The sequence below is a fragment of the Halorientalis brevis genome, assembly GCF_023077655.1.
Genome location: NZ_JALLGV010000008.1, coordinates 107,851 through 131,239, shown reverse-complemented (window position 1 = coordinate 131,239; position 23,389 = coordinate 107,851). Strand labels below are relative to the sequence as shown.

General features: G+C 67.3%; 30 protein-coding genes. 14 read left to right on the top strand and 16 right to left on the bottom strand.

All coding sequences use genetic code 11. The features are described 5' to 3' along the window. Positions 1–225 precede the first annotated feature (225 nt). The 3 genes from MU553_RS18610 (at position 226) to MU553_RS18600 (ending at position 1,900) form a co-directional block, all read left to right on the top strand. A complete protein-coding gene (locus tag MU553_RS18610; protein WP_247380475.1) occupies positions 226–477 on the top strand; it encodes an AbrB/MazE/SpoVT family DNA-binding domain-containing protein in 252 nt (83 codons plus the stop codon). Then, complete coding sequence (locus MU553_RS18605; RefSeq protein ID WP_247380473.1) at positions 478–912, top strand: PIN domain-containing protein; 435 nt, start codon at positions 478–480, stop codon at positions 910–912. 241 nt (positions 913–1,153) lie between these two features. Continuing rightward, positions 1,154–1,900 (top strand): MBL fold metallo-hydrolase, encoded by a 747-nt coding sequence (locus tag MU553_RS18600; RefSeq protein ID WP_247380471.1) that lies wholly within the window; start codon positions 1,154–1,156, stop codon positions 1,898–1,900. Positions 1,901–1,909: 9 nt separating this feature from the next. On the opposite strand, the gene MU553_RS18595 is transcribed toward MU553_RS18600, so the two are convergent. After that, positions 1,910–3,181 (bottom strand): eIF2B alpha/beta/delta subunit family protein, encoded by a 1,272-nt coding sequence (locus tag MU553_RS18595; RefSeq protein ID WP_247380469.1) that lies wholly within the window; start codon positions 3,179–3,181, stop codon positions 1,910–1,912. An 89-nt stretch (positions 3,182–3,270) separates the two neighbouring features. On the opposite strand from MU553_RS18595, the gene MU553_RS18590 reads away from it, so the two are divergent. After that, positions 3,271–3,762: a metallophosphoesterase family protein gene (locus MU553_RS18590; RefSeq protein ID WP_247380912.1), complete on the top strand. Its 492-nt coding sequence runs from the start codon at positions 3,271–3,273 to the stop codon at positions 3,760–3,762. Between the two features lie 183 nt (positions 3,763–3,945). On the opposite strand, the gene MU553_RS18585 is transcribed toward MU553_RS18590, so the two are convergent. Then, positions 3,946–4,320: a hypothetical protein gene (locus MU553_RS18585; RefSeq protein WP_247380468.1), complete on the bottom strand. Its 375-nt coding sequence runs from the start codon at positions 4,318–4,320 to the stop codon at positions 3,946–3,948. A 310-nt stretch (positions 4,321–4,630) separates the two neighbouring features. Here MU553_RS18585 and MU553_RS18580 point away from each other — a divergent pair, with 310 nt between their 5' ends. Next, positions 4,631–5,386 (top strand): coenzyme F420-0:L-glutamate ligase, encoded by a 756-nt coding sequence (locus MU553_RS18580; protein ID WP_247380466.1) that lies wholly within the window; start codon positions 4,631–4,633, stop codon positions 5,384–5,386. Beyond that, on the top strand, positions 5,383–6,351 hold the full coding sequence (locus tag MU553_RS18575; RefSeq protein ID WP_247380464.1) for a 5,10-methylenetetrahydromethanopterin reductase: 969 nt from the start codon (positions 5,383–5,385) through the stop codon (positions 6,349–6,351). The genes MU553_RS18580 and MU553_RS18575 overlap by 4 nt, the downstream gene beginning before the upstream one ends. Here MU553_RS18575 and MU553_RS18570 read toward each other — a convergent pair. Then, positions 6,323–6,526: a DUF8024 family protein gene (locus tag MU553_RS18570; RefSeq protein ID WP_247380462.1), complete on the bottom strand. Its 204-nt coding sequence runs from the start codon at positions 6,524–6,526 to the stop codon at positions 6,323–6,325. The genes MU553_RS18575 and MU553_RS18570 overlap by 29 nt on opposite strands. 88 nt (positions 6,527–6,614) lie before the next feature. Between MU553_RS18570 and MU553_RS18565 the strand changes: the two genes are divergently transcribed. The 5 genes from MU553_RS18565 (at position 6,615) to yciH (ending at position 11,649) form a co-directional block, all read left to right on the top strand. Continuing rightward, complete coding sequence (locus tag MU553_RS18565) at positions 6,615–6,890, top strand: DUF7573 domain-containing protein (RefSeq protein WP_247380460.1); 276 nt, start codon at positions 6,615–6,617, stop codon at positions 6,888–6,890. A gap of 201 nt (positions 6,891–7,091) precedes the next feature. Then, positions 7,092–8,054 carry an AAA family ATPase gene (locus MU553_RS18560; protein ID WP_247380458.1) on the top strand — a complete coding sequence of 321 codons (963 nt, stop codon included), beginning with the start codon at positions 7,092–7,094 and terminating at the stop codon, positions 8,052–8,054. After that, a complete protein-coding gene (locus MU553_RS18555; RefSeq protein ID WP_247380456.1) occupies positions 8,051–9,052 on the top strand; it encodes a DUF58 domain-containing protein in 1,002 nt (333 codons plus the stop codon). Before MU553_RS18560 ends, MU553_RS18555 begins: the two co-directional genes overlap by 4 nt. Then, on the top strand, positions 9,049–11,262 hold the full coding sequence (locus MU553_RS18550) for a transglutaminase TgpA family protein (protein ID WP_247380454.1): 2,214 nt from the start codon (positions 9,049–9,051) through the stop codon (positions 11,260–11,262). Before MU553_RS18555 ends, MU553_RS18550 begins: the two co-directional genes overlap by 4 nt. 93 nt (positions 11,263–11,355) lie before the next feature. Beyond that, positions 11,356–11,649 (top strand): stress response translation initiation inhibitor YciH, encoded by a 294-nt coding sequence (gene yciH, locus MU553_RS18545; protein ID WP_136716721.1) that lies wholly within the window; start codon positions 11,356–11,358, stop codon positions 11,647–11,649. A 49-nt stretch (positions 11,650–11,698) separates the two neighbouring features. Here yciH and MU553_RS18540 read toward each other — a convergent pair whose 3' ends face one another. The 7 genes from MU553_RS18540 to engB all read right to left on the bottom strand — a co-directional run bounded on the left by MU553_RS18540 (position 11,699) and on the right by engB (position 15,462). Next, entirely contained in the window at positions 11,699–12,061 is a 363-nt protein-coding gene (locus tag MU553_RS18540; RefSeq protein WP_247380451.1) for a rhodanese-like domain-containing protein, read from the bottom strand. Beyond that, on the bottom strand, positions 12,061–12,690 hold the full coding sequence (locus MU553_RS18535; protein ID WP_247380449.1) for an NUDIX hydrolase: 630 nt from the start codon (positions 12,688–12,690) through the stop codon (positions 12,061–12,063). Before MU553_RS18535 ends, MU553_RS18540 begins: the two co-directional genes overlap by 1 nt. Then, positions 12,687–13,085 carry a hypothetical protein gene (locus MU553_RS18530; protein ID WP_247380447.1) on the bottom strand — a complete coding sequence of 133 codons (399 nt, stop codon included), beginning with the start codon at positions 13,083–13,085 and terminating at the stop codon, positions 12,687–12,689. Before MU553_RS18530 ends, MU553_RS18535 begins: the two co-directional genes overlap by 4 nt. 51 nt (positions 13,086–13,136) lie before the next feature. Continuing rightward, positions 13,137–13,565, bottom strand: coding sequence for a DUF5809 family protein (locus MU553_RS18525; protein ID WP_247380446.1), 429 nt, complete (start codon positions 13,563–13,565; stop codon positions 13,137–13,139). 24 nt (positions 13,566–13,589) lie between these two features. After that, positions 13,590–14,057, bottom strand: a complete 468-nt coding sequence (locus MU553_RS18520; RefSeq protein WP_247380443.1) for a DUF5810 domain-containing protein — start codon at positions 14,055–14,057, stop codon at positions 13,590–13,592. A 28-nt stretch (positions 14,058–14,085) separates the two neighbouring features. After that, positions 14,086–14,571: a ribosomal protein S18-alanine N-acetyltransferase gene (gene rimI / locus MU553_RS18515; protein WP_247380441.1), complete on the bottom strand. Its 486-nt coding sequence runs from the start codon at positions 14,569–14,571 to the stop codon at positions 14,086–14,088. A gap of 273 nt (positions 14,572–14,844) precedes the next feature. Beyond that, the gene (gene engB / locus MU553_RS18510) at positions 14,845–15,462 is read right to left on the bottom strand and encodes a GTP-binding protein EngB (RefSeq protein ID WP_247380439.1); all 618 of its coding nucleotides are present in this window, start codon (positions 15,460–15,462) and stop codon (positions 14,845–14,847) included. A 164-nt stretch (positions 15,463–15,626) separates the two neighbouring features. Here engB and MU553_RS18505 point away from each other — a divergent pair, with 164 nt between their 5' ends. Together MU553_RS18505 and MU553_RS18500 are read left to right on the top strand one after the other, a co-directional pair. After that, on the top strand, positions 15,627–16,856 hold the full coding sequence (locus tag MU553_RS18505; protein ID WP_247380437.1) for a cytochrome P450: 1,230 nt from the start codon (positions 15,627–15,629) through the stop codon (positions 16,854–16,856). Between the two features lie 72 nt (positions 16,857–16,928). Then, positions 16,929–18,221, top strand: a complete 1,293-nt coding sequence (locus MU553_RS18500; protein WP_247380435.1) for a TIGR00341 family protein — start codon at positions 16,929–16,931, stop codon at positions 18,219–18,221. 3 nt (positions 18,222–18,224) lie between these two features. On the opposite strand, the gene MU553_RS18495 is transcribed toward MU553_RS18500, so the two are convergent. After that, positions 18,225–19,190 carry an NOG1 family protein gene (locus MU553_RS18495; protein ID WP_247380432.1) on the bottom strand — a complete coding sequence of 322 codons (966 nt, stop codon included), beginning with the start codon at positions 19,188–19,190 and terminating at the stop codon, positions 18,225–18,227. 150 nt (positions 19,191–19,340) lie between these two features. On the opposite strand from MU553_RS18495, the gene MU553_RS18490 reads away from it, so the two are divergent. Further along, positions 19,341–19,703: a DUF5518 domain-containing protein gene (locus MU553_RS18490; protein ID WP_247380431.1), complete on the top strand. Its 363-nt coding sequence runs from the start codon at positions 19,341–19,343 to the stop codon at positions 19,701–19,703. 30 nt (positions 19,704–19,733) lie between these two features. On the opposite strand, the gene MU553_RS18485 is transcribed toward MU553_RS18490, so the two are convergent. The 5 genes from MU553_RS18485 to MU553_RS23655 form a co-directional block, all read right to left on the bottom strand. Beyond that, complete coding sequence (locus MU553_RS18485; RefSeq protein WP_247380429.1) at positions 19,734–20,990, bottom strand: Glu/Leu/Phe/Val family dehydrogenase; 1,257 nt, start codon at positions 20,988–20,990, stop codon at positions 19,734–19,736. A 308-nt stretch (positions 20,991–21,298) separates the two neighbouring features. Beyond that, positions 21,299–21,592 carry a phosphoribosyl-ATP diphosphatase gene (gene hisE / locus MU553_RS18480; protein WP_247380427.1) on the bottom strand — a complete coding sequence of 98 codons (294 nt, stop codon included), beginning with the start codon at positions 21,590–21,592 and terminating at the stop codon, positions 21,299–21,301. Between the two features lie 357 nt (positions 21,593–21,949). Continuing rightward, complete coding sequence (locus MU553_RS18475) at positions 21,950–22,396, bottom strand: bifunctional nuclease family protein (RefSeq protein ID WP_247380425.1); 447 nt, start codon at positions 22,394–22,396, stop codon at positions 21,950–21,952. Between the two features lie 68 nt (positions 22,397–22,464). Further along, a complete protein-coding gene (gene pdxT / locus MU553_RS18470; protein ID WP_247380423.1) occupies positions 22,465–23,055 on the bottom strand; it encodes a pyridoxal 5'-phosphate synthase glutaminase subunit PdxT in 591 nt (196 codons plus the stop codon). Positions 23,056–23,142: 87 nt separating this feature from the next. Beyond that, a complete protein-coding gene (locus MU553_RS23655; RefSeq protein WP_282594366.1) occupies positions 23,143–23,265 on the bottom strand; it encodes a hypothetical protein in 123 nt (40 codons plus the stop codon). Positions 23,266–23,389 lie beyond the last annotated feature (124 nt).

Sequence of the window (23,389 nt, the reverse complement as noted above, 5' to 3'; positions counted from 1 at the left end):
TTGATAGAAACTGGGGCTCAAAGGGAGTAACTGTTCGTCACGGCCACCAGCCGGAGGTCCCAGTCCGTGGCTGAAAAGCAATCCGTTCCAGAACCGGTCTCAGACCGCAAACCCGGGTATCGTGACAGAAAGACCGCGCTGACTACAGAGGAAACGCTCAGTGGCGGGCCACTGGTAGTGTGACCGCACACTACATTTTTCAAGGATGCTCTCCTTGTTTCGTCTATGAGCAGTGAGGGCGTCGACTCAGAGAGCAAGGTCTCGGGGAACCAGGCGAACATTCCCGCCCGCATCCGTAACGAGTTAGATATCGACGACGGTGACACACTCCGCTGGCACGTCGAGGACGACGGCACGCTTCGCGTTCAGGTCGTCCAACAGCGCAGCGGGACGTTCAGCGACTTCGACGGTTACGAAGGCGATCGGGAGACGAAGGTCACGGCCGAACACGACGCGTGGGGCGTCGACGCCAACTAAATGCCGCGCGCACTCGTCGATACGTCGGTTCTTTTCGCATCGGTGTACCGTCGGGACGAGGCACACGACGACGCCCTTCCCATCCTCACAGGGATCGACTCGGCGGACCTACCGGAAGCAGTGGTCCTCGATTACGTGCTCGCGGAGACGCTGAATGGCTTGACGACGCACGCTGGTCACGACGCCGGTGTCGATTTCCTCGACCGAGTCGAAGAGAACAGGCGCTTTCACATCGACTCCCTGACTGCGGACGCGTTCGCCACGGCGAAAGCGCTCTTCCGGCAGTACGAGCAGTTCTCGTTCGTCGATGCCGCGATTGTCGCGTATATGCAGGCAGACGGGCTCGGATATCTCTACGCGTTCGACGACGACTTCGATGCCGTCGAGGACGTCTACCGTCTCAACACCGCAACCAACCCCTATCGACCAGAGTGACCGTCCGACGACCGAGACACGTCCTGAGTACAGCACGGTCACTGAGACCTGGCACTGCTGGGGAGTCCACCAAGCCACCGATCTACTAATAGAAACTGGGTCTCAGAGGAGGTAGCTGTTCGTCACTGCCACCAGCCGACTGTATGGGACACGCGGCGAAAAGCCCATACATCTCGCCGCCCGCGGTCGGGCCGTCGGCAAGCAGCCGCCTTCATTGTCCTGCGGGACATACCTCCGGAAAATGACAGTCCGACACGACGGGCTCACCGCCGAGTGGCTGGGCTACGCCACCCTCCGGGTCGCCGGCGATGACACCGTCGTCTACATGGACCCCGGCCGCTACGGCGTCCTCACCGGCGAGTGGGAACCCGACGAGGACGGCGTCGGTCACCCACCGAGCCGCGACTATCGCCCGGAGGACGGCGACGTGATCTGCGTGACGCACGTCCACCACTACGACCCGGAGGGCATCGAGCGGGTCGCCAGCGACGACGCCACCATCGTTGCCTTCGAGGGCATCAGCGGTCGCGACGTCGACCGCGACCTCCCGCCGGTCGTCGATCTCCCGTACGACGTGGTCGAAGTGGGTATGAAAGAGAGCCGCACCGTCGACGGCGTGCCATTGTGGACGATCCCGGCGTACAACGAACCCGGCGGCCCGCACACGCGCCCCGACGGGACGCCGTACCATCCGCGGGGGTTCGGCTGCGGCTTCCTCGTCGACGTCGAGGGAACGAGAGTGCTCTGGACGGGCGACACGGACGTGCTGCCGGGACACAAACAGGTCGACGTCTCGCTGTTCTGTCCGCCGATCGGCCAGCGCTTTACGATGAACCGCCACGAGGCCGCCGCGCTCGCGGCCGTGATGGAGCCCGAACTCGTCCTGCCCGTCCACTACAACACGTTTTCGACCCTGGCGGCCGATTCCCGGGCCTTCGCCGCCGACGTGGCCCAGGCCGGGATTCCGGTCGTGCTGGACGAGTCCTGAATCCCGGGGTCAGTCCTGCCACGCCGCCCTGGCGCTGTGTTCGTCGGCGACGGCCCGGACCGCATCGCCGTCGAGCAGGCCGTCCTCGGTGACGACGCCGGCCAGCAGGTCCGGTGGCGTCACGTCGAACAGCGGGACCGACACGTCGAGGTCGGCGTCCCCGTCGTACACGTCGGTGGGGTCGGCGGTCTCGACGTCGACTGCCGAGTCCGGACTGATCTTGTCGCTGGCCGCGACCGCGTAGATCGGGACGTCCTCGTGGGCGCCCGCGAGGGCAGCAGCGCGCGTTCCGACCTTGTTGACGACGCGCCCGTCCGGGAGGACGGTGTCGGCCCCCACGAGCACAGCGTCGTACTCGCCGTTGGCGAGTTCCCACGCCAGCCCGGCGTCCGAAACGAGCGTCACGTCCGCGCCGTCGGCAGCGAGCGCTTCGGCGACGCCGACGCCCTCGCGACCCGGCCGGGACTCCGCGACCAGCACCGCCTCGGGGTCGGCGCGAGCGAGCGCAGTCGAAACGGTCCCCGACCGCGAGAGCGTCGCGATCCGCTGCCCCGCGAGTGTCTCCCCGGCGGCCTCGGCCGCCGCATCGTCAGCCTCCAGCGCGGCGTCGATCGCCTCGTGAGCGGCGTCCTCGACGGCACGAGCCGTGCGGTCCGCGACGGCGGCAGCCATCACCCTGTTGACGCGATTGGCGACGACCGTCATCGTCGGGCGAGCGGCAAGCAGTTCCCCGGCGAGCGACGCGAGCGAGTCCCAGTCGCCCGCGTCGCGGTCGGCGGCCAGCGCAGCCGCGTCCCGGAGGACCTCCAGCGCCCGGACCGAGATGTAGGCCGCGCCGTGCTCGCGGTCGTCGGCCACCGTCTCGACTGACGGCCGGACCCGATCGTAAGAGGTCCAGAGGTCGGGGACGGTCTCGCGGCGCAGCATCTCGGTCGGCGGGACCCACTCGTACTCGGTCGTCTCCTCGTTCGGCGTCACGTCGCGCGTCGCGCAATCGAACAGGTACGGATGGACGACCCAGCGTGTCCCCAGGTCGGCGTCCTCGACGGTGAAGGGGTCGCCGCGGCGCACGAGCGTGACGGCGTCGGCGAGGTCGGCCTCTTCGTCGATCTCCTGGCGGGCGGCCCAGTCAGGGTCGGGCTCGTCCGAACCGGGTTCGGCAGCGTGGCCCGCCACGGCGCCCCACTGGCCCGTGTAGGAGCCGACCTCTCCGCTCCGACGGAACAACAGGACGCGCCCGCGATTGCGCAGGAAGCAGGTGACGACGTGGGTTTCCTCCATGGCGAAGCCTGCGGCCGGTGCGACCAAAAGTCCCGTCCCGAGAGCGCCAGCAGGGACGACTTTTGTAGGTGGCAGCGAAACCACCGGCCATGAACGTCGCGATCATCAGCGACACCCACGTTCCGTCGCGCGCGAACCGCCTTCCGACCTGGGTTCGCGAGCGGGTCCGGGGCGCCGACCACGTCATCCACGCCGGGGACTTCGACGGGATGGACGTCCTGGCGACGATCGAGGACCTCGCCACCTCGTTGACGGCCGTCTCGGGGAACATGGACCGGGGGCTGGGTCTGCCGACGGTCGAGACCGTCGACCTCGGCGGCGTGGAGTTCGTCGTCACGCACGGCACCGGAAGCAAAACCGGGTACGAGGAGCGCGTCGCGACCACCGTCCGCGAGCACGCGGGCGACGGACCGACGGTCGGCGTCTCGGGTCACACCCACGAACTGCTGGACGCGACCGTCGGCGGCGTGCGACTGCTCAATCCGGGGAGCGCGACCGGCGCGGCGCCGGCGACGAGCACGTCGATGCTGACGGCCCACGTCGAGAACGGGGAGCTGTCCGTCACGGTTCACGAGCGGTGACGCGTCGGCAGTGCCGCCGGCTGAGTGAACGGGAGAGAGTGGAGCGTGGCGGGGAAAGGGGGAACCCCGCCGTGGGGGACGTCGCGGCGGGTAGGGGAGCGCCCCGCCGCGAGGGGAACGGATCCGGAGGGGAGTGGTGACCGGAGCCGCAGTGTGGGGGAACGAGAGTGAGCGGTGACCCGATCAGCCCGCAGCGCGACCGAGCGCCGTGTTTCCGGCAGACCGCAGCACGTAACCGACGATGACGACGTCGACCGGCGCCATGAACAGCCCGTAAAACAGCAGGAAGCTGTTCATCGGGGCCAGGAACATGAACGGGAGCAGGATGAACCGGCCGAAAAACAGGATCATCGCCACCTCACCGAGCGCCACCGTCTCGTCGACGGCGGCGACCAGCAGGAACAGATCCATCGGCGCCATCCAGATCAGCGGCAACACGACCGACTGCGTCTGCGTCGTCAGGAACCAGCCCTCGGCCGCGATCAACGCACACGTCGCTACCAGGAGCTTCAGATCGACCTCGGGAACGGCGAGTCGGGATCGAGTTGCGGTTGCCATCGGAGTCACCGTGCACTCGATAGTTCGCCAGTTCCGCCACTTCAATCTATTGTCCACACCTGATATATCCCCCCGCGACAATAGCCGGTCATTTTTATACAGAATATAAAAAGACCCACCCATATTCGGATTTAAGATACCTGAGAGTTACGGCCACAGATGTCCGGGTGTTTATGCCGTCGGCACCTCGGTGCCGGCGCCAGACCGGTCCGTCGAACCCACCGCGCGCACAGATCCGGAAATTGTTGCCTATTTTGGCCGACATTGCTCCTAACGCGGTCCTTTTTGGTGGCCACTCCGCAGTGAGGGTATGGAAGTGTTCGCGGTTCCGGGGCTCCCGGAGGTCGAGGCGGGCGACGACCTGGCCAGTCTCGTCGACGAGCGCGTCCGCCTCCGGTCTGACGACGTCGTCGTCGTGGCGAGTACGGTCGTCTCGAAGGCCGAGGGACGACGAGCGTCGCTCGACGACTTCGCCGCGGGCGACCGGGCCGAGGCCATCGCCGCCCGGCTGGAGCGCGTGACCGGCGAGTCGAAGGACCCGCGGTTCGCCCAGGCCGTGATCGAGGAGAGCGCGGACCTGCTGATGGAGGCTCCGTTCCTGTTGACGCGGACGCGGTTCGGCCACACGACCGTCAACGCGGGCATCGACCGCTCGAACGTGCCTGACGCGGACCTGCTCTTGCTCCCCGAGGACCCGAGCGCGAGCGCCGAAGCGCTCCATCGCGATCTCGGCGTCCCGGTCGTCGTGACGGACACGTCGGGCCGCCCGTTCCGACACGGCCAGCGCGGGGTCGCGCTCGGTTGGGCGGGCATGCCCGCGAGCCGCGACTGGCGGGGCGAACGCGACCGCGACGGTCGCGAACTCGACGTGACCGTCCAGTCAGTGGTCGACGAACTGGCCGCCGCGAGCAACCTCGTCGCCGGCGAGGGTGCGGGCGGAACGCCCGTGACCGTCGTTCGCGACTGGGCGTTCGGCGACCACGCGGGCAGCGACGAACTGTACCGCGACCTGGACGGCGACTTCGTGCAGCAGGCACTCCGCGAGTGGCAGTACCAAGACTCATGAAAGCGATCGAACTCACCCCGGAACATCCAGTCGAAGAGCTCACCGAACTCGCAGTCACGGCAGAGGAGGCGGATTTCGACGCCGTCTTCGCGGCCTGCCACTACTTCAACCGCGACCCGTTCGTGACGCTGTCGCGGATCGCCGACGCGACCGACGAGGTCGCGCTCGGCCCGGCGGCGGCCAACCCCTACGACAGCCATCCGCTGACGCTTGCCTCGCGGGTCGCGACCCTCCAGGAAGTCAGCGACGGCCGCGCGGTCATGGGCGTCGGCCCGGGCGACCGGTCGACGCTCTCCTCGCTCGGCGTCGAGCGCGAGAAGCCGCTCCGCAGAGTACTGGAGACGTTCAAGACCGCCCAGGACCTCTGGGCCGGCGAGTCCGTCGACCTCGACGGCACCTTCACCGCCAACGACGCGGCCCTGGAGTACGAGGTGCCCGGCACGATTCCGGTGTACGTCGGTGCCCAGGGACCGCACATGATACGGATGGCAGCCAAACACGCCGACGGCGTCCTCTACAACGGGTCGCACCCGCGAGACTTCGCGTGGGCGGCCGAGCAGGTCGAGAAAGGCCTGGAGGAACGGCCAGACGAGCGCGGCGAGTTCGACTTCGCGGCCTACGCCAGCGTCAGCGTCGCCGAGGACGAGGAAGCGGCCCGAGAGGCTGCCAGACCGCCGGTCGCGTTCATCGCCGGCGGTGCCGCGCCACCAGTGTTAGATCGACACGATCTGGACAGCGAGCGAGCGACCGAGGTCGGCCAGGCCATCGAAGCCGGCGAGTTCAGCGAGGCGTTCGGACTGGTGACCGAGGAGATGATCGACGCGTTCTGCATCGCTGGGACGCAAACGCAGGTCGAAGAACAGATGGCTGCCGTCCGGGAGTACGTCGACAGCTTCGTCGTCGGGTCGCCGCTCGGACCGGACCTGGCGGACGCGATCAGGCTTGCCGGGCAGGCCCTTCGCTGACCTCGGGCGTCACGAGGTCGACGACTGCCCCGAGCGTGAGGTACGTGAACGCCAGCACGGAGCCGCCGACGAACAGCGACCCGAACAGGATGAGGATGGCGCTCAGGGGGTCCGACAGCGCGATGTTCGTGAACTCGGTGATCATCGTCGTAACGTTGCCGATGAGGTCGACCATACTCGGCGGTTGCGAGCGCTGGTACTTGGTTCTCGTGGTTGCGGGCTGTCCCGCTACCCCTAAGGTCGCGGCCGTTCGAGAACGGCGCATGGACGACGCATCGCTGGACGATTTCATGTCAGACGGCGACGAGTCCGACGCCGGCGACGACCCGGCGGCTGCCGACCCGGGTCCCGACACGACGTCGGACACCGAGGACGACAGTGGGGACGTCCCGGCAGTCGGCGCGGCCGACGTCGACCCGGCGGTCTCGACCTACGCGTGGAGCGACGACGCCGCGACGTGTGGCGCGTGCGGGGAGCCGGTCGAGCGGCGCTGGCGTGACGGGGACCAGCTGGTCTGTGCTGACTGTAAGGACTGGTGAGGACTGGGTCGAGGGGTGCAGTGACCGGGAGCATTAGGTAGTGCAACCCCATTGACTACCCGTGAGTGCAGCTACCAGGTGTGGTGGGACCGGTGGAACCGCCGGTATCGCGTCTCGGTCACTGGTGAGGGGAAAACACTTGTTCCTCGCGCCGACACGTCCGAGCGACCGCCCTCCAGGAGCCAACCCCGCGAGTTAGCCATGACTGATGCAGACACATCGAGCGCCGGAGCCCGAGCCGACGAATCCGTCGAGGAAGCCGGTGCACTGGCCCGCCGCGTCGCAGCGAACGTCGAACAGGTGATCGTCGGCCACCGCGACGAGATCGAACACATCCTGACCGCCCTCCTCGGTCGCGGCCACGTCCTCCTCGAGGACGTACCCGGCGTGGGCAAGACGATGCTCGCGAAGTCCATCGCCGCCTCCTTCGACGGGTCGTTCAAACGCGTCCAGTTCACGCCGGACCTGCTTCCCACCGACATCACCGGCGTCAACGTCTTCAACCAGAAGACACAGGAGTTCGACTTCCGCCCCGGCCCCGTGTTCGCCAACGTCGTGCTGGGCGACGAGATCAACCGGGCGCCCCCGAAGACCCAGAGCGCCCTGCTGGAAGCCATGGAGGAGGAGCAGGTCACCGTCGACGGGGACACCCACGAGATGCCCTCGCCGTTCACGGTGATCGCGACCCAGAACACCGTCGAACGCGACCGGACCTACGAGTTGCCGATGGCGGAGCTCGACCGGTTCATGAAGAAACTCCATCTCGGGTATCCGGGCCAGGACGAGGAGGCGGCGATGCTCGACCGCGTCGTCGGCGACCATCCCATCGAGGAACTCTCGTCGGTCGCGACGCTCGACGACCTCCGAGACGCGCGCGATGCGGTCTCGAACGTCACCGTCGAGAAAGCCGTCCGCGAGTACGTCACCCGGCTGTCGGGCTACACGCGCGAGCACGCTCAACTCGGCGTGAGTCCCCGCGGGTCGATCGCCCTGCTGCGGGCCGCACAGGCCCGCGCAGCGCTGGCCGGTCGCGCCTACGTCGTCCCCGACGACGTCCAGGCGGAAGCGCGGGTCGTCATGCCCCACCGGGTCCAGACGACGACCGCCGAAACCACCGGCCAGGACGTCGTCTCGGCCGCACTGGACACCGTCGCCGTCGAATGACGCTGCGTCCGACAGTCCGCGGCGTCGGGGTCGCCGTGGTCGCCGGCGGCGCCATCGGAATGGCGTCGGCCGCCGGGCCGCGAGCGCTGAACGCCATCGCAGCGCCCGCGCTCGTCGCACTGCTCGCGGGCGCCGTCCAGATCATCCTGGCCGACGTCCCCGACGTCGACCGGTCCGCACCAGCTGCCGGCTTCGCCGGGGAGCGACGAACAGTCACGCTCGACGTCGCGGGCAGCGGCGTCGCGCGGCTCACCGACCGACTTCCCGGCGGCGTCGCAGCCGTCAGTCCCGCAGTGAAAGCGACGTTGCCGGCGACCGTCAGCTACGAGGTCGAACTCCGGTCACGCGGGGAGTGGACGCTCGGGCCGCCCGAAATCGTCATGACCGACGTACTGGGGCTGTTCGTCCGGACGGCGACCCCCGAAGCGACGACGACCGCTCTCGTGTATCCAGACGTGTACGACCTGCGGGGCGACGACGCGTTTGCGGGGCTGTTCACGCACGGAACGTCGAACGACCGGCAGGCGTTCGACAGCATCCGCGAGTACGCGCCGGGCGACCCGTTGCGCGACGTCCACTGGAAGTCGAGCGCCAAGCGCGAAGCCGACGAACTGGTCGTCAAGCAGTTCGTCGCCGAGGAGACGACCGAGGAGTTCCACGTCGTCGCCAGCGCCGCCCCGGGCCACGCCGACGCGATGGCGTCGGGCGCCGCGAGCGTCGCGCTCCTCGGGCTGCAGGCCGGGCTCTCGGTCGCAGTCACCTGTCCCGCCGGCGAGGTCCAGCCCGGACGCGGCGACGCGCATCGCCGCCACGTTCTCGAACTGCTCGCTCGGACCGAGGCCGGCGACGTGCGCAAACAGGCTCGCGAACGCGCGGACGCGGCGGTGACCGCCGACGGCGACGGCGTGATCGTGACGGTCGGCGACCAGGAGCACGCGCTCGACGTCGAACCGGAGCGCCGTCGGACCGCGGTCGCCGATGGGGGTGACCGCCGATGAGTACCGAGACGGGGCCGGAGAGCGTGAGTCAGACAGCCGACGACGAGAGCGCGACCGCGAGCTGGCTCTCGCCGCGTCGATTGGCGCTGGCGTCGGCGGGGACGCTCGTGTTCTCGTTCGTCGTCGCGCTGTACGAGATCATCGAGGTCGTCGGCGAGCCGGACGCGTTCCTGCTGGTCGTCGGCGGGTCGCTGGTCTTTGCAACGTTGCTCTCGCGGGTCCTCCGAGAGGAGATCGCGTTCGTCATCGGGGCGGTGTTGCTCGTCGGGGGCATCTGGTCGTACGCGTCCGCGCTGGGCGTGGACGTGTTCGCGATGCAGGACCCCATCATCAGCGACGTCATGTCGCTGTTGACCGGGCTGTCGGTGCTCCGACTGGAGAAAATCGAGTTGTGGGTGCTGGGCGTGACGCCGGCGCCCGTGTTCCTGACGTGGTACCTGGCGATGCGACGGCGCTACGTGGCGGCCGTCGTCGCCGGCGGCGCGACGCTGACGTTTTTCGTCCTCACCGGTGACGTCGGGACGACCATCGCCCTGTTCGGCGTCCTCGGTGCGGCGGGAACGATCGGCTTCGGCCGGCTCGAACGGTTCGGGGGCGACCACTCCACGACGGACGTGCTGGCCGTCGTCCTCGCCGCGATGGTCGTCCTGACCGTGACCGTCAGCGTCGTTCCGGGCGGATCGGGGCAGCCGTTTCAGCTGTTCGGGAAGGGCGGCGATCGCACGATCGAAGCGAGCCTGATGAACTCGGATCAGCGCCTCACCATTCAGGGGAGCATCGAACTCTCGCCGAAGGCCCGGTTCACCGTCGAGAGCGACGAGCGCGCATACTGGCGCGTCGCCGCCTACAATCGCTACACGGGCGACGGCTGGGTCAGGAGCGGGTCGTCACAGAAGTACCCGGGGCAGTTGCCGAACCCACCGGGACGGTACGAGACGATCGAACAGCGGTACGTCGTCGAGTCCCGGCTCAACGCGATGCCGGCAGCGTGGCGGCCGGTGCGGGTCTCGGAGACGGACAACGCGCGCGTCTCGGCGCTGGCCGGACTCAGGCCGGCGACGCCGTTCACCGCCGGCGACAGCTACCGCGTGACGAGCCGACGACCGGCCCCGACCACGGCCGAACTCGAAGCGGCCGGCGACGACTACCCGGAGGGGCTCGAAGACCGCTACACGCAACTGCCAGCCACCATCCCCGACCGGGTTGACGAGCGCGCCGACCGCATCACGGCGGACGCCGACACTCCCTACGAGGCGGCCACGCGGATCGAACAGCACCTCGAAGACAACAAGGCGTACTCCCTGGACGTCGAGCGGCCGGACGGCAACATCGCCGATTCGTTCCTCTTCGAGATGAACGAGGGGTACTGCACCTACTACGCGACGACGATGGCGACGATGCTGCGCACTCAGGACATTCCGGCGCGGTTCGTCACCGGCTACACGCCCGGGGAGAAGACCGCCGAAGACGAGTACGTGGTGCGCGGCCTGGACTCACACGCCTGGGTCGAGGTCTACTTCCCCGAGATCGGCTGGGTGAAGTTCGACCCGACGCCGGCCGGCCCGCGAAGCGACGCCGAGCAACAGCGCCTCGAGGAGGCGGGCGTCTCCAACGACGCCGACATCGACATCGACGACGAGGACGACGACACCGACACGCCGACCGACACCCCGGATCGACGGACCGCGGACACGCCCACGCCGGCGGGGCCGATCACGCCCACCAGTCCCCCTGGGTGGCAGTCGACCACCCAGTCGGGCGACGATCGGACCACCGAGCCCGAGACGACGGCGCCGGACCGGGAGGACGGCGGGCTCTCGCTCCCGGAGCCGCCGTCACGCGAGCAGTTGGCGCTCGCGCTCGTCGTCGTGGCCGGGCTCGCAGCGGGGGTCCGCCGCACGGGCGCGGCCGAACGGGCGTATCGCGCGGTGTGGCTTCGCTGGCAGCCCCGTTCCGACCCGGCGAGTGACGTCGAGCGCGCGTTCGCGCGCCTCGAGTACGTCCTGGCACGGGAGCATCGGCCGCGGCGGCCCGGCGAAACGCCGCGACAGTACCTCGCGGCGATCGGTGCCGACCCGCGCGTCGAGCAAGTGTACGACTGCTACGAGCGCGCACGCTACGCCGGCGAGACGACCGAGCAGGTCGCCGACCGGGCGGTCGAGCTGGTGAACGAAGTAGTCAGCGACCGGGTCGGACCCTTCGGGAACTGAACACGAAATCCGGTCGTCTCGGCGACGAAACCCGCTGTGGCGTCCGGTCACCCGACAGTATTTAATAGGTAGATTTCGTAGGGTCGGCCTGTAATGTCGGAAGTCTGCTCGACGTGCGGGCTGCCCGAGGAGCTCTGCGTCTGCGAGGACGTCGCGAAAGAGTCCCAGGAGATCAGCATCCGCATCGACGAGCGCCGATACGGGAAAGAGGTAACGGTCATCGAAGGGTTCGACCCCAAGGACGTGGACATGGACAGCCTGTCCTCGGACTTGAAATCGAAGTTCGCCTGCGGGGGAACGGTCGAAGACGACCAAATCGAGCTCCAGGGCAATCACACCGGGCGCGTCGAGGATTTCCTCCGCGAGAAGGGATTCAACGTCGCCTGATCTCTCTGTCTCCCGGCCGACTCGCCGGTCCGGGTATCACCATCTAAACTCAGAACGGAGCCGACGGCCCCTCGTCGGGTTCCGAGTCCGAACCGCCGTCAGCGGTTGCCACGGGGCCGTCCCACGCTTCGAGTCCGCCCGCGAGGCTGACGGCCGTCCCGTCGTCGATACCTTCGTAGGAATTGATGAGCCGAGCGGCCTGAATGCTCGATTTGCCGTGGGGGCACACCGTGACGATGCGGTCGGCGTCCGCGAGCCGGTCGACCTGCGTCGCCAGTTGCTGTAGCGGGAGGTTCTCGCTGTCGGGGATGTGGCCGTGGCGGAACCCGTGGGGCGAGCGGATGTCGACGATGCGGAGGCCGTCCTCGTCGAGGCGATCCTGGAGTTCCTCGCCGGTGATCTCGTCGACCATCAGAGCAGTCCCTCCGCTTTCGCCAGCAGGATTCCCTCGATGGTGGCGTCGTTGGCGGGGTCGCGGCGGGCGACGTCGAGGGCGTCCTCGACGGGGACGGTCGTCACGTCGAGGAACTCGTTGTCGTCCAGGTCGGTCTCGACCGGTTCCAGCCCCTCGGCGAAGACGATGCCGCGGCGGTGCCGGAGGACGCCGGTCGAACACCAGAACTCTTCGAGCAGGGAGACGCCGGCCGCGTCGAAGCCGGTCTCCTCGCGGAGTTCGCGCGCGCCGGCGGTCGTGTAGGACTCGCCGTCCTCGACGATGCCGGCGGGGAGTTCGAGACACTGCTCGCGGATGGTCGGCCGGAACTGGTCGACCATCACGAGGTGGTCGATGCCCTCGCCGCCGTGTACGCCGGGGCCTTCGACGGTCGCGACGACGACGACCGCTGGCGGGAGATCGGCCCAGTAATAGGACTTCTCGGAGCCGTCGGGCTGTTCGACGCGGTCGTAGCCGCCGGTGTACCACCCGGTGTCGTACTCGGCCTCGGATTCGGTGACCGGCCAGTCGTGGTCCGGGGGCGCGCGAGCGGGCTCGCGGTCGGGATCGAACTGTCCGGGGACGCGGTCGGTATCGTCGTCAGTCACGGTTGTTGTGTAATGTCCAGGCGGTAAACCGTATTGTTCTGTCGGACGTAGACGGTGTCACCGTCGACTGCGCTGGTGTTCCGCTGCGTGAGTGCGTCGCGTTCGTCGAACGGCGAGTGGGTGAACGCGCCCTTGATGCCGATCGGCCCCTTCCAGTAGGGGTCCGACTGGCCGGTCTCGTTGGCGGAGGCGTTGGCCAGCGCACCCGTGGTGTAGGGGTACCGGTCCGGCGCCAGGTCGGCACTGTCGATGGCGGTCCGGTTCTCCGCGACGGGCGTGGCGGTGAGATAGTAGGGATCGCCGCTCTTGAGATAGCTCGGGAGGGCACCGAGCGCGAGCAGGAGCGCGACGACGAGCAGGATGCCGAGAACGAAGTTCCGCGTGACGCGGCGCATACTCGCGGTAGGTGTAGCGAGCGGAAAATCGTGCCGAAATCCACCGTCGCCTCAGGCCGTCTCGGTCACGATCTCGCGGTAGACGCTGCCGAACGCCTGGCGGCGGAGCGTGCCGACGGCGGCCGCCTCGCGGTCCTGGAAGGTGGCGGCGACGACGGTCTCGGCGAACGGGACGGCGTGCCAGACGACGTTGTCGACGTTCTCGCTGCCGATCGTCTCGACTTCGAAGTCGGGGTGGTCATCGCACCAGTCGTCGAACTCCTCGCGGGAACCCACCCGAACTTCGAGCAGCGAGGCGAAGATGGCCTCCCGTGCGGTCTCGACGACGGCACCGGTGACGCGGTCGTCGTACTCGTCCTTGTCGAAGTCCATCGCCTTGGCCACCTCACTGACGGTGGTCTGGGCGGTCGGTCCCACTGCCTCGTACCGGTCGCGCGCCGCGTCGGCGGTCGCCGGTGCGAGCAGTCCCTCGGTGTGCATGGCTGGAAGTGGGCGTCGCTGCCGTTACTCGTTTTCGGCTTCGTCCGCATCCTCGAGCATCCGCTCCGTCATTTCGCGGGCGTCTTCGAGGATGCGTTCGGCGTCGGCGTCGAGTTCCCGGCCCCCCTGGGCGCGTTCTCTGGCGTCGGCGGCGAACTGCGGTTCGTCGTCGAACAGCGCACCCGAGCGTTCGTGGGCGGGGTCCCGGCCGTGCTCGTGATCGTGGTCCGTCGCGTCGCCGGACTGCGTCCGGCTGCTCGTCGACCGTCGGTCGACGGTGTCCTCGAACACCTGAGGGTACTCTTTCTCCTCGGCGTGTTCGGTGACGATCGCCGAGAGCGCGTCGGCGTCGCGCTCGCTCCAGTCTGGGGCGTGCTCGTCGAGCCACGCCTCGTGGTCGGCGTCGCCCAGCATCGCTGTGAACGCGAGGTGGTTCGCGAGGTGTTCGGCGTCGGCCTGGGGGTCGTCACACACCGGACAGGCGTATCCCATACTCGCGGGAAGGGTGCGAAAACAGAAATCAGTTGTCAACGGTGAGGTCCGCGAGCATCACGAGGGCATCCTCGCCGTTGTCGTAGTACCGGGGAATCGTCCGGGCGTGCTCGAAGCCGAACGTCTCGTACAGCGAGCGTGCCGTGTCGTTGGACTCCCGCACTTCGAGTTTCACCGAATCGATTCCCTGGGCTGCCAGCACGCCGATCGCCCGCTCCAGCAGCAACGAGCCGATCCCCTCACCGCGGTGGTCGGGATGGACGGCGATGTCTTTGATGTGGCCCAGCGGCCGCCCGTGGTTCGGGACCGCGTCGGCGACCACGTAGCCCGCGATTCCGGGGCCGAGTTCCGCGACGAGAAAACCCGGTTCGTCGACGTAACGCTCGAACGCAGCGAACGGCCACGGTTGCGGGAACGAAGCCTTCTCGATCCGGAAGATCGCCAGCAGGTCAGCCGTTACCGCCGTCCGGACCGTCGGCGAAGCGGGGTCCGACTCGGATGCGGGCGTCGTCACACGCGGGGCTACGACACCCACCCACTAAGCCCCATCGGCCGTTCCACCCCCATCCGGGGTGTGAACTAGCCGAAACGTTGAATATTATCAAGTATGAATATCCGCGTGCACCCTCGTTTCGGGTGCCACCCCCAACACCCCTCTACCCCCGTTTTCCACGCTACGAGCGCTAGCTGTAACTATTCCAGCCACCAGCACGGACAGCGAGAGATCGTCCGAACGGTTCTGTTTTCGTTGTTGATAATCAAAGGGCGGGCGACAGGCGCGGGACTCTCAGAAGAACTGCAGCAGGTCGTCGCGTTGCTGCTCGTGGAGGTGGTCCCGGACGGCGTCGGTGAGCGGCTCGATACTGCCGCGTTTGGCCGTGATGGGAGCGATCGTGTCCTGCCACTGCTTCCAGGGCGGGTAGAGTCCGAGACGGTCACAGAGCTCGTTCAGTCGCTCGTCGCGGTCGTCGACCTTGTCCATCTTGTTGACCGCGACGACGACGGGGATCTCCAGTTCCCGCAGGAAGTGGAACATCTCCACGTCGTGCGGGATCTCGTCGGGACCGGAGTGACGGTCGATGATGTCGATGACCGACTTCCCGTCGACGACGAGGACGGCAGCGAGGATCTTCTCGGCGTGTTCCTCCAGGTAGCGGACGATGTCCGTCTTGATCTCTTCGCGAACGTCGTCGGGGACGCCCGACATGAAACCGAAACCCGGGAGGTCCGTGATGACGAAATCCTCGCTGGTCCAGTCGTAGTGGTTCGGTTGGCGGGTCACGCCGGGGCGCTGGCCGGTATCGAACGTGTGGCCGGTCAGTTCGCGCATCAACGTCGACTTCCCGACGTTGGACCGTCCGACGAGGACGACTTCGGCACTCCGATCCGGCCGCGACTCGAACATGGGCGCGGCTAGGCGACAGCCGCTGATAAGCGTGGCGAGCGGCGGCCGTCGGGCCCCGATCGGCCGAACTAAGCCGGCCTTACCGACGCCACTCCGGGCTTACTGGAGGCCACCGGGGAGTAACCACTCTATAGTTACACGGCTGGCAGGCCTCCAGTCCGGGGATGGCCGCAGCGACTCAGCGACAGTTCCTCCCGATGCCGGCTGCGCTCTCGTCGCGCGCGGCGCGACTTGAGCCGTTCGACTGGTACCGGGAGATGCGAACCGAGGCACCGGTCCGGTACGACGACGACCGTCAAGTCTGGGACGTCTTCAGATACGACGACACGAAGCGGGTACTCGCCGACACCGAGTCGTTCTCCTCGGACGTCGCCAGAGCGGACGTGTTCGAGTTCCCCGACGAGGACCTGTTCAGGCCGCTCCAGCGAAGCATCCTCCGGAGCGACCCGCCCCGTCACACCTGGTTGCGGGACGTCGTCGACGATCAGTTCCAGCCCGGCGCGATCGGCGCGCTCGCACCCCACGTCAGAGAGATCGCCGACGAGTTACTCGACGAGCGGCTGGCCGACGGCGAGATGGACGTCGTCGAGGACCTGGCGTATCCGCTTCCGGTCATCGTCATCGCGGAGTTGCTCGGAGTCCCGGCCGACGACCGCGACCGGTTCAAGCAGTGGTCTGACGTGCTGGTCGCCGACGTCAGCGCCGCCGCCGACCCACAGACGATCATCGAACGCCAGGAGGAGACGATCCGCGAGCTCCGGGCGTACTTCGAGGACCTCATCAAACAGCGCCGCGCGATCCCCGAGGACGATCTGATCACTCACATCGCGACGACCGACCCCGACGGCCACCGCCTGACCGACGAAGACGTCCTGGGGTACTGCATCCTGCTGCTCGTCGCCGGCAACGTCACGACCACAAACCTCATCGGGAACGCCATTCGCTGTTTTGACGAGCGGCCGGAGCTGTACGACGAACTCGCGGCCGACCGGGACGTGCTCGCGGCAGCGATCGAGGAGGTGTTGCGCTACCGGTCGCCGGTTCAGGCGCTCTCGCGCGTGGCGACGACCGACGTGGAACTCCGCGGCGAGACGATCGAAAGTGGGGACCTGGTCGTCACCTGGCTCGGGTCGGCCAACCGCGACGAGTCCCAGTTCGACGACCCCGACGAGTTCCAGCCGGAGCGGCGCCCGAACCAGCACATCGCCTTCGGCCACGGCGTCCACTTCTGTCTGGGGGCCCCGCTAGCTCGGCTCGAAGCTCGCATCAGTCTGGGGCGGCTGCTCGACCGCGCCGAGGGGATCCAGTGCGTCGCCGAGGAGAGGCCCCCGGTGTCGAGTTCCTTCCTCCACGGCGTCGAGCAGTTGCCGATCCGCTTCGAATCGGTCGAGTGATCCCGAGCGGCGGCGCGGAGCGATCGCGGCGTAGTCCCCCACGTATTTGCCGCCGCCGTGCGAGAGGCGAGTGTGCGGCTCCTCCAGGTCACCATTCCGACGGGGAAGCGCGACGCAGTGCTCACCGCGCTCGACGACGAGGGCGTCGACTACGTCGTCACTGACGAGACCAGCGGCCGGGAGTACACCGCCATCGTCTACGCACCGGTGCCGACCCCAGCAGTCGAGCCGATCCTCGAACGGCTTCGGGAGGCCGGCATCGACGAGCAGGCGTACACCGTCGTCATGGAGGCCAGCACGGTCATCTCTCGTCGATTCGAGGAGCTGGAGAGCCACTACGCCGAAGAGGAAGACGAAGACCGCATCGCCCGCGAGGAACTGGAGACGCGAGCCAGCGAACTCGCGCCGACGCTGCGCACCTACGTCGCGATGACGGTCATCAGCGCCGTCATCGCGACGGGGGGACTGTTGCTCGACTCGCCCGCCGTCGTCGTGGGCTCGATGGTCATCGCCCCGCTCATCGGCCCGGCGATGGCCGCCAGCGTCGGAACCGTGATCGACGATCAGGAGCTGTTCGTCAGGGGAGTCAAACTCCAGGTGCTCGGCATGGGCCTCGCCGTCGTCAGTGCCGCCGCGTTCGCTGCGTTCGTCAGATACGCCCACCTCGTTCCACCGGGCATCGAGATCACGTCAGTCCCGGAGATCCAGGAGCGCCTGGCACCGGACTTCCTCTCGCTGGCCATCGCGTTCGGGGCCGGGATCGCGGGGGCGGTAAGTCTCGCGACGGGGATCTCCTCTGCGATCGTCGGCGTGATGATCGCCGTCGCGCTCATCCCGCCGGCCGCGACCGTCGGCATCGGCATCGCCTGGGGACTCCCCATGGTCAGCGTCGGCTCTGGCGTCCTCGCACTGGTCAACGGGCTCTCGATCAACCTCGCCGCGATCGGCGTGCTCTGGTACAACGGCTACCGCCCGGAGCGGTGGTTCCGGTTCGACGAGACGCGCAGTACGATGCTCAAGCGCGTCGCCGTCCTCGTGACCGCCATCGCCGTCCTCTCGCTGTTCCTCGGCGGCGTCACATACAACTCGTACCAGAACGCCGTGACCGAAAACGAGATCCGCGACGACGTGGAGACGGTCCTCGCCGGCACCGAGTCCGCGACGCTCCTATCGACGGAGGTCCAGTTCTCAGATCAGGTGCTGTTGCGACAGCCCGACCGGGTCGTCGTCACCGTCGGCGTCCCCCCGGAGAACGGCGAGCGAGTCAGCGGACTGGCGACCAGGATCGACGCCCGCATCGACCGCACCGTTGGCCGAAACATCGAGACGCAGGTCCGGTACGTGACGACCGAGCAGGGTAACTGAAAACTAGTTCTCGTCGAAGGGGAGTTCCGGCTCGTAGCCGACGGCCTCGACGGCCGCGTCGAGGACGCCCTGGACGTTCTCGCCCTCGGTGACGCTCATGTAGTGGTCGGCGTCGACGTCGCGTGAGCGGTCGCTCTTGTTACAGATCGTCAGCACGGGCACGTCGTCGAACTGCTCGGCGATGGCGTCGCGGAGCTCCAGCTGGGCGTCGAGCGGGAAGCCACACTCGGCGCTGGCGTCGATGAAGACGAGCACCGAGTCGGCGAGGTGTTCGACTGCGCTGACCGCCTGGGACTCGATCTCGTTGCGATCCTCCGGCGGCCGGTCGAGCAGTCCGGGCGTGTCCACGAGCTGGTAGCGGATGTGGTCGCGCTCGATGTGGCCCACCCGGATCTCCGTGGTCGTGAACGGGTAGGATGCCGTCTCGTTGCGCGCGTTCGTGACGTCGTTGACGAACGAGGACTTCCCGACGTTCGGGTAGCCGGCGACGACGATGGTCGGCTCGTCCGGACGGATGTCCGGGACGTCGCGCAGGTCGTCGCGGGCCTCGCTCACGGCCGTGAGGTCGCCCTCGACTTCCTCGACGATGTCGGCGAGACGAGCGAACGCCTGTTTGCGGAGCTTCTTGGCGCCCTCGGCGTCGACGTTCCGGAAGCGGGTCTGGTACTCGTCGCGGATCTCGTCGGCCTTCCGGGAGGCCCAGGTGAGTTCCGAGAGGTGCTGGCGCAGGTCGTCGACGCCCACGATGGCGTCGACGAGTTCGTAGTAGAACGGATCGAGCGTGTCGATGTCGGGCCAGGTCGTGACGACGTTCTCGAGGTTGTCAGAGATGATGTTCGACGCCGTCTGGAGCATCGACTGCTGTGCCTCGTACCCGGATTTCGCTCGCCCCGCGCGGGCCGCCCGGGAGAAGGCCTTGTCGATCAGCTCCTCCGACGTCGGCGTCGTCGGAAGGTCCTCGAGAATCATTTGGTCCTCGTAACAGGGACGGCCATAAAAGGGCGTCCGTTTGGACTCGCCCTGAGAGGGGCCACCGTGCGTGGTCGGCCCACGACCCGCAACCGGGCGGCAACGAGGGTGACAGCGCAGTTTTTCTCCCCAGACGCCCTACGGACGGGTATGACAAACTGGCGCGCCGTCGGCATCGGCTTTCTCGTCAGCATCGTCGCCGGAGTCGTCGCGTTCACGCTGCCCGTCGTTGGCCACATCGGCGCGGGCCTCATCGGCGGGTTCGCGGCGGGCTACGTCGCCGGCGGCGGCATCGGGAACGGCCTCTGGCACGGCCTGCTCGCGGGCGCCATCGGCGGCATCGTCCTCGCGCTGCTGTTCGGCCTGGGCGCCGGCTTCATCGGGACGATCGGTGCCGGCCCCGTCGGCGGCTTCGTCGGCGCGGGCGTGTTCGTCGTCGGCGTCGTCATCGCCGTCGTCCTCGCGCTGGACAGCGCGATCGGCGGTGCCGTCGGGGCGTTGCTCGCGCGGTAGAAAAAAGCGGAAAGCGGAATTATCGCAGCGTCACGGCCACGGGCCGAACTCTTCGGCGGCGGCGTCGACGCGGCCGAGCGCGACGACGTAGGCGGCGACGCGGAGCGTCGAGAGGTCGTGTTCCTCGTAGGCGTCGACGAGGTTCCAGAACTGCTCGACGATGACGTCTTCGAGTTCCTCGTTGACGCGCTGTTCCGTCCAGTGGAAGCGCTGGCGGTTCTGCACCCACTCGAAGTAGGAGACGGTGACACCGCCCGCGTTGGCGAGGATGTCGGGGATCACGATGACGTCTTTCTCGGCGAGCACTTCGTCGGCGTCGGGCGTGATCGGGCCGTTCGCGGCCTCCGAGATCACGTCGGCCTGGACGTCCTCGGCCAGGTCGGCGTCGATGGCGTTGCCCAGCGCGGCGGGCACGAGCAGATCGACGTCCATCGTGAGGAGTTCGTCGTTTGTGATCGCCTCGTCGGCGCCGTGGTAGTCGACGACGCTCCCGGTCTCGCGCTTGAAGTCCTTGACGGCGACCGGATCGAAGCCGTCCTCGCTGTAGATGCCGCCGCTGGAGTCGGAGACGGCGACGACGGTTGCGCCCATCTCGTCGACGAGCTTCGCCGTGATCCACCCGGCGTTCCCGTAGCCCTGGATCGCGACGGTCGCGTCCGCGATGTCCTCGTCGCGGTACTCGAAGGCCTCGCGGGCGGCGAGCACGGTCGAGCGGCCCGTCGCCTCGACGCGACCCTCGCTGCCGCCGTCCTCGATCGCCTTGCCCGTGATGACGCCGGGCTCGGTCGTGTTCTCCAGCGTCTCGTAGGTGTCCTTGATCCAGTTCATCTCCCGCTGGCCAGTGTTGACGTCCGGCGCGGGGATGTCCTTGTCCTCACCGATGAACGGGCGGAGCTCGGTCGCGAACGACCGCGTGACGCGTTCGAGTTCGGTCTCGGAGTACTCGCTCGGGTCGATGACGATGCCGCCTTTCCCGCCGCCGAGCGGGATACCGACGACGGCCGTCTTGTACGCCATCCAGCCGGACAGCGCCTTCACTTCCTGGCGGTTGACGTCCGGGTGGTACCGGATGCCGCCTTTGTACGGCCCGCGGTCACCGTTGAACTGCGACCGGTAGGCACGGAAAATCTCCGTCGAGCCGTCGTCCATCTCCACGGTCAGGTTCGTCTCCAGCACGCGCTCTGGGTTCTTGAGGCGCTGGAGCATGCCGTCCTCGATGTCGACGTACTGTGCCGCGTCGTCGATCTGTTCCTGAAGTGATTCGAATGGGTCGACCTCGTCTGCCATGTTACTACCTGGCAATTTGAACACCCGGGTTAAAAATTAGACGAATCATATGTCATATTCACTCGCGAATACATCATGATTTTGGACGTATGTAAGTCCCTTTGAGACATTATATAATATAATTATGCGGTGTCAGCGGAATGGTCTTATTTTCGTTACTACTTCTCGCGGATAGTATCCGCCAGCGGAACGGTATTGGTCGGACGCGTTGCTCGGAGATGGGGTTGTTGTCAATCAGACACGGGGACGTCGGACGGGCAGGTAGATGAAACGCAGTATCACGGAGTTGATCGTCCGCAGAGCGACCCCTATCGTCGATCGCGCAGTTCCGCTCGCAGCTCTTCCAGATCCATGTCCTTCATCGAGAGCAAGACGAGCATGTGATAGACGATGTCGGCGGCCTCGTGGGCGATCTCCTCGCGGTCGTCGTCCTTGGCAGCGAGGAGGAGTTCCGTCGCTTCCTCGCCGAGTTTCTCCAGCACGGCGTTCTCGCCTTTCTCGTGGGTGAACAGCGAGGCGGTGTAGGAGTCGTCGGGCAGCGTCTCTTTGCGGTCCTCGATGACGGCGAACAGTTCTTCGAGGATGGCGTCGGTGTCGTCCATACCCGCCCCTGCACACTACTGGGCCATGACTTCTTCGCAGGAGCGTCGCGAACCGGCGGTCACAGGGCGGTCGCTCCAGCATCCGCGGCGCCCCCGGCGCCGCGGTTCACGGGACCGAACAGCGAGGGACCGGAGGTCCCTCTGGCAGCCGGACGCAGTCCGGCGACGAAGGGAGGTCCCGCCTGTTTGGTCCACCGGAAGAGCAAGCTCTTCCGAGCTCCCGCTCGCAAGCTCGCGGGAACAGATTTTTTCGAGGGTCACGAGAGCACAGCTCTCGTGAGCAAACCAGAAAACGGAGATTTCTGGTGTGAGTGGTTCGGGCCGCAGGCGCGAACTCGACGAGAAAACGGTGGGTGGTCAGACTTCCATCACTTCGCGAATGTCGTCCAGGTCGTCGAACTCGTCGGGGTCGCGGCCACCCGCCTCGAAGACGTGCTCGGCGATCTCGATGGGGGCGTTCGTTCGCGCCGCGAGCGCCAGGGAATCGCTCGGGCGGGCGTCGACGACGACCCCCTCGCGGGGCGTGGCCAGGTGCAGATCCGCGAGGTACGTCCCGTCGTCGACGTCACTGACGACGACGCGTTCGACGCGGCCGCCGAGTTCCTCCACGATGTCGAGCGTGAGGTCGTGGGTCAGGGGGCGGTCGACGTCCTCCGCGTCCAGTCCGCGAGCGATGCTCGCGGCCTCGTCGAAGCCGATGAAGATAGGGAGGAACTCGGACTCGGCAGCCGTCGTCAGCAGGACGACCGGGACGGGGCCAGTTGGCGTCCCCGCGACCCGGACGCCCTCGATAGACGCGTCCATATCCGGTGCAGGAGATGCGGCGTGAAAAACCCACACCTGTGCGCTCACCTGTCAGCGCGCAGGGACGGCTACGCAGTGACGTGCTCGAAGAAGGCCAGTCCGTGCAGTCGGTGGTCGGTCGTCAGTTCCGGGTGGAAAGAGGTCCCGACGACCGGCCCCTGCTGGACGGCGACGGGACGGCCGTCCCACTCGGCGAGGACCTCGGCCTCGCCCACGTCGTCGATGAGCGGCGCGCGGATGAACACCGCGTGGAACGGGTCGTCGAGCCCCGTCACGTCTAGCGGAGCCTCGAAGCTGTCTTTCTGCCGGCCGAAAGCGTTGCGCTCGACGGAGACGTCCAGCAGGTCCAGCGTCTCGACCCGGTCGTCGTTGGCGTCCGACGAGAGAACGATCAGTCCGGCGCAGGTCGCCAGCACCGGTTTCCCGGCGTCGACGTGGGCCGCGATCTCGGGGGCGATTTCCTCGCGATGGAGAAAGCGGGAGATCGTCGTCGACTCGCCGCCCGGCACCAGGAGCAGATCGCACTCGGGGACGATACCGGCGTGGCGGATCTCGCGGACGTCGGCCTCCTCGTCGTGGGCGCGGGCGGCCGCCCGGATCGCGTCGGCGTGTTCGCTGACGTCGCCCTGAACGGCGACGACGCCTGCCGTGACAGTCATCAGCCGCTGTACGGACGGGAGCGGAAAAACTCCACCGTTTGCCGACGGCTCCCGAACAGCCGGAGCACGCGAGACCAGAAACTCCCCTCAGTCGTCCGCGGGCGTCGGCTCGCCCGACTCGGCGTCAGTCGCCGCCTCGACGTCGGCGTCGTCGTCCTTTGTCGGCGGCGCACTGTACATGATGCCGCGACTGGCGCTGTAGCGTGTCATTATCCCACTGTGTCCGACTCACACACAAAAGGATGCCCCTAAGTCGGATTTATAGAGTATAATGATTATTCGGCATCGGCCGATTACCAGAGTGCATACTGACGGCGAGGAGCCAAAGCGTTAG

Excerpts from the sequence above, each read along its gene's own strand:
- MU553_RS18610 (WP_247380475.1), top strand. The coding sequence starts at position 226 with ATGAGCAGTGAGGGCGTCGACTCAGAGAGCAAGGTCTCGGGGAACCAG.
- MU553_RS18605 (WP_247380473.1), top strand. The coding sequence starts at position 478 with ATGCCGCGCGCACTCGTCGATACGTCGGTTCTTTTCGCATCGGTGTAC.
- MU553_RS18600 (WP_247380471.1), top strand. The coding sequence starts at position 1,154 with ATGACAGTCCGACACGACGGGCTCACCGCCGAGTGGCTGGGCTACGCC.
- MU553_RS18595 (WP_247380469.1), bottom strand. The coding sequence starts at position 3,181 with ATGGAGGAAACCCACGTCGTCACCTGCTTCCTGCGCAATCGCGGGCGC.
- MU553_RS18590 (WP_247380912.1), top strand. The coding sequence starts at position 3,271 with ATGAACGTCGCGATCATCAGCGACACCCACGTTCCGTCGCGCGCGAAC.
- MU553_RS18585 (WP_247380468.1), bottom strand. The coding sequence starts at position 4,320 with ATGGCAACCGCAACTCGATCCCGACTCGCCGTTCCCGAGGTCGATCTG.
- MU553_RS18580 (WP_247380466.1), top strand. The coding sequence starts at position 4,631 with ATGGAAGTGTTCGCGGTTCCGGGGCTCCCGGAGGTCGAGGCGGGCGAC.
- MU553_RS18575 (WP_247380464.1), top strand. The coding sequence starts at position 5,383 with ATGAAAGCGATCGAACTCACCCCGGAACATCCAGTCGAAGAGCTCACC.
- MU553_RS18570 (WP_247380462.1), bottom strand. The coding sequence starts at position 6,526 with ATGGTCGACCTCATCGGCAACGTTACGACGATGATCACCGAGTTCACG.
- MU553_RS18565 (WP_247380460.1), top strand. The coding sequence starts at position 6,615 with ATGGACGACGCATCGCTGGACGATTTCATGTCAGACGGCGACGAGTCC.
- MU553_RS18560 (WP_247380458.1), top strand. The coding sequence starts at position 7,092 with ATGACTGATGCAGACACATCGAGCGCCGGAGCCCGAGCCGACGAATCC.
- MU553_RS18555 (WP_247380456.1), top strand. The coding sequence starts at position 8,051 with ATGACGCTGCGTCCGACAGTCCGCGGCGTCGGGGTCGCCGTGGTCGCC.
- MU553_RS18550 (WP_247380454.1), top strand. The coding sequence starts at position 9,049 with ATGAGTACCGAGACGGGGCCGGAGAGCGTGAGTCAGACAGCCGACGAC.
- yciH (WP_136716721.1), top strand. The coding sequence starts at position 11,356 with ATGTCGGAAGTCTGCTCGACGTGCGGGCTGCCCGAGGAGCTCTGCGTC.
- MU553_RS18540 (WP_247380451.1), bottom strand. The coding sequence starts at position 12,061 with ATGGTCGACGAGATCACCGGCGAGGAACTCCAGGATCGCCTCGACGAG.
- MU553_RS18530 (WP_247380447.1), bottom strand. The coding sequence starts at position 13,085 with ATGCGCCGCGTCACGCGGAACTTCGTTCTCGGCATCCTGCTCGTCGTC.
- MU553_RS18525 (WP_247380446.1), bottom strand. The coding sequence starts at position 13,565 with ATGCACACCGAGGGACTGCTCGCACCGGCGACCGCCGACGCGGCGCGC.
- MU553_RS18520 (WP_247380443.1), bottom strand. The coding sequence starts at position 14,057 with ATGGGATACGCCTGTCCGGTGTGTGACGACCCCCAGGCCGACGCCGAA.
- engB (WP_247380439.1), bottom strand. The coding sequence starts at position 15,462 with ATGTTCGAGTCGCGGCCGGATCGGAGTGCCGAAGTCGTCCTCGTCGGA.
- MU553_RS18505 (WP_247380437.1), top strand. The coding sequence starts at position 15,627 with ATGGCCGCAGCGACTCAGCGACAGTTCCTCCCGATGCCGGCTGCGCTC.
- MU553_RS18495 (WP_247380432.1), bottom strand. The coding sequence starts at position 19,190 with ATGATTCTCGAGGACCTTCCGACGACGCCGACGTCGGAGGAGCTGATC.
- MU553_RS18490 (WP_247380431.1), top strand. The coding sequence starts at position 19,341 with ATGACAAACTGGCGCGCCGTCGGCATCGGCTTTCTCGTCAGCATCGTC.
- MU553_RS18485 (WP_247380429.1), bottom strand. The coding sequence starts at position 20,990 with ATGGCAGACGAGGTCGACCCATTCGAATCACTTCAGGAACAGATCGAC.
- hisE (WP_247380427.1), bottom strand. The coding sequence starts at position 21,592 with ATGGACGACACCGACGCCATCCTCGAAGAACTGTTCGCCGTCATCGAG.
- MU553_RS18475 (WP_247380425.1), bottom strand. The coding sequence starts at position 22,396 with ATGGACGCGTCTATCGAGGGCGTCCGGGTCGCGGGGACGCCAACTGGC.
- pdxT (WP_247380423.1), bottom strand. The coding sequence starts at position 23,055 with ATGACTGTCACGGCAGGCGTCGTCGCCGTTCAGGGCGACGTCAGCGAA.
- MU553_RS23655 (WP_282594366.1), bottom strand. The coding sequence starts at position 23,265 with ATGACACGCTACAGCGCCAGTCGCGGCATCATGTACAGTGCGCCGCCG.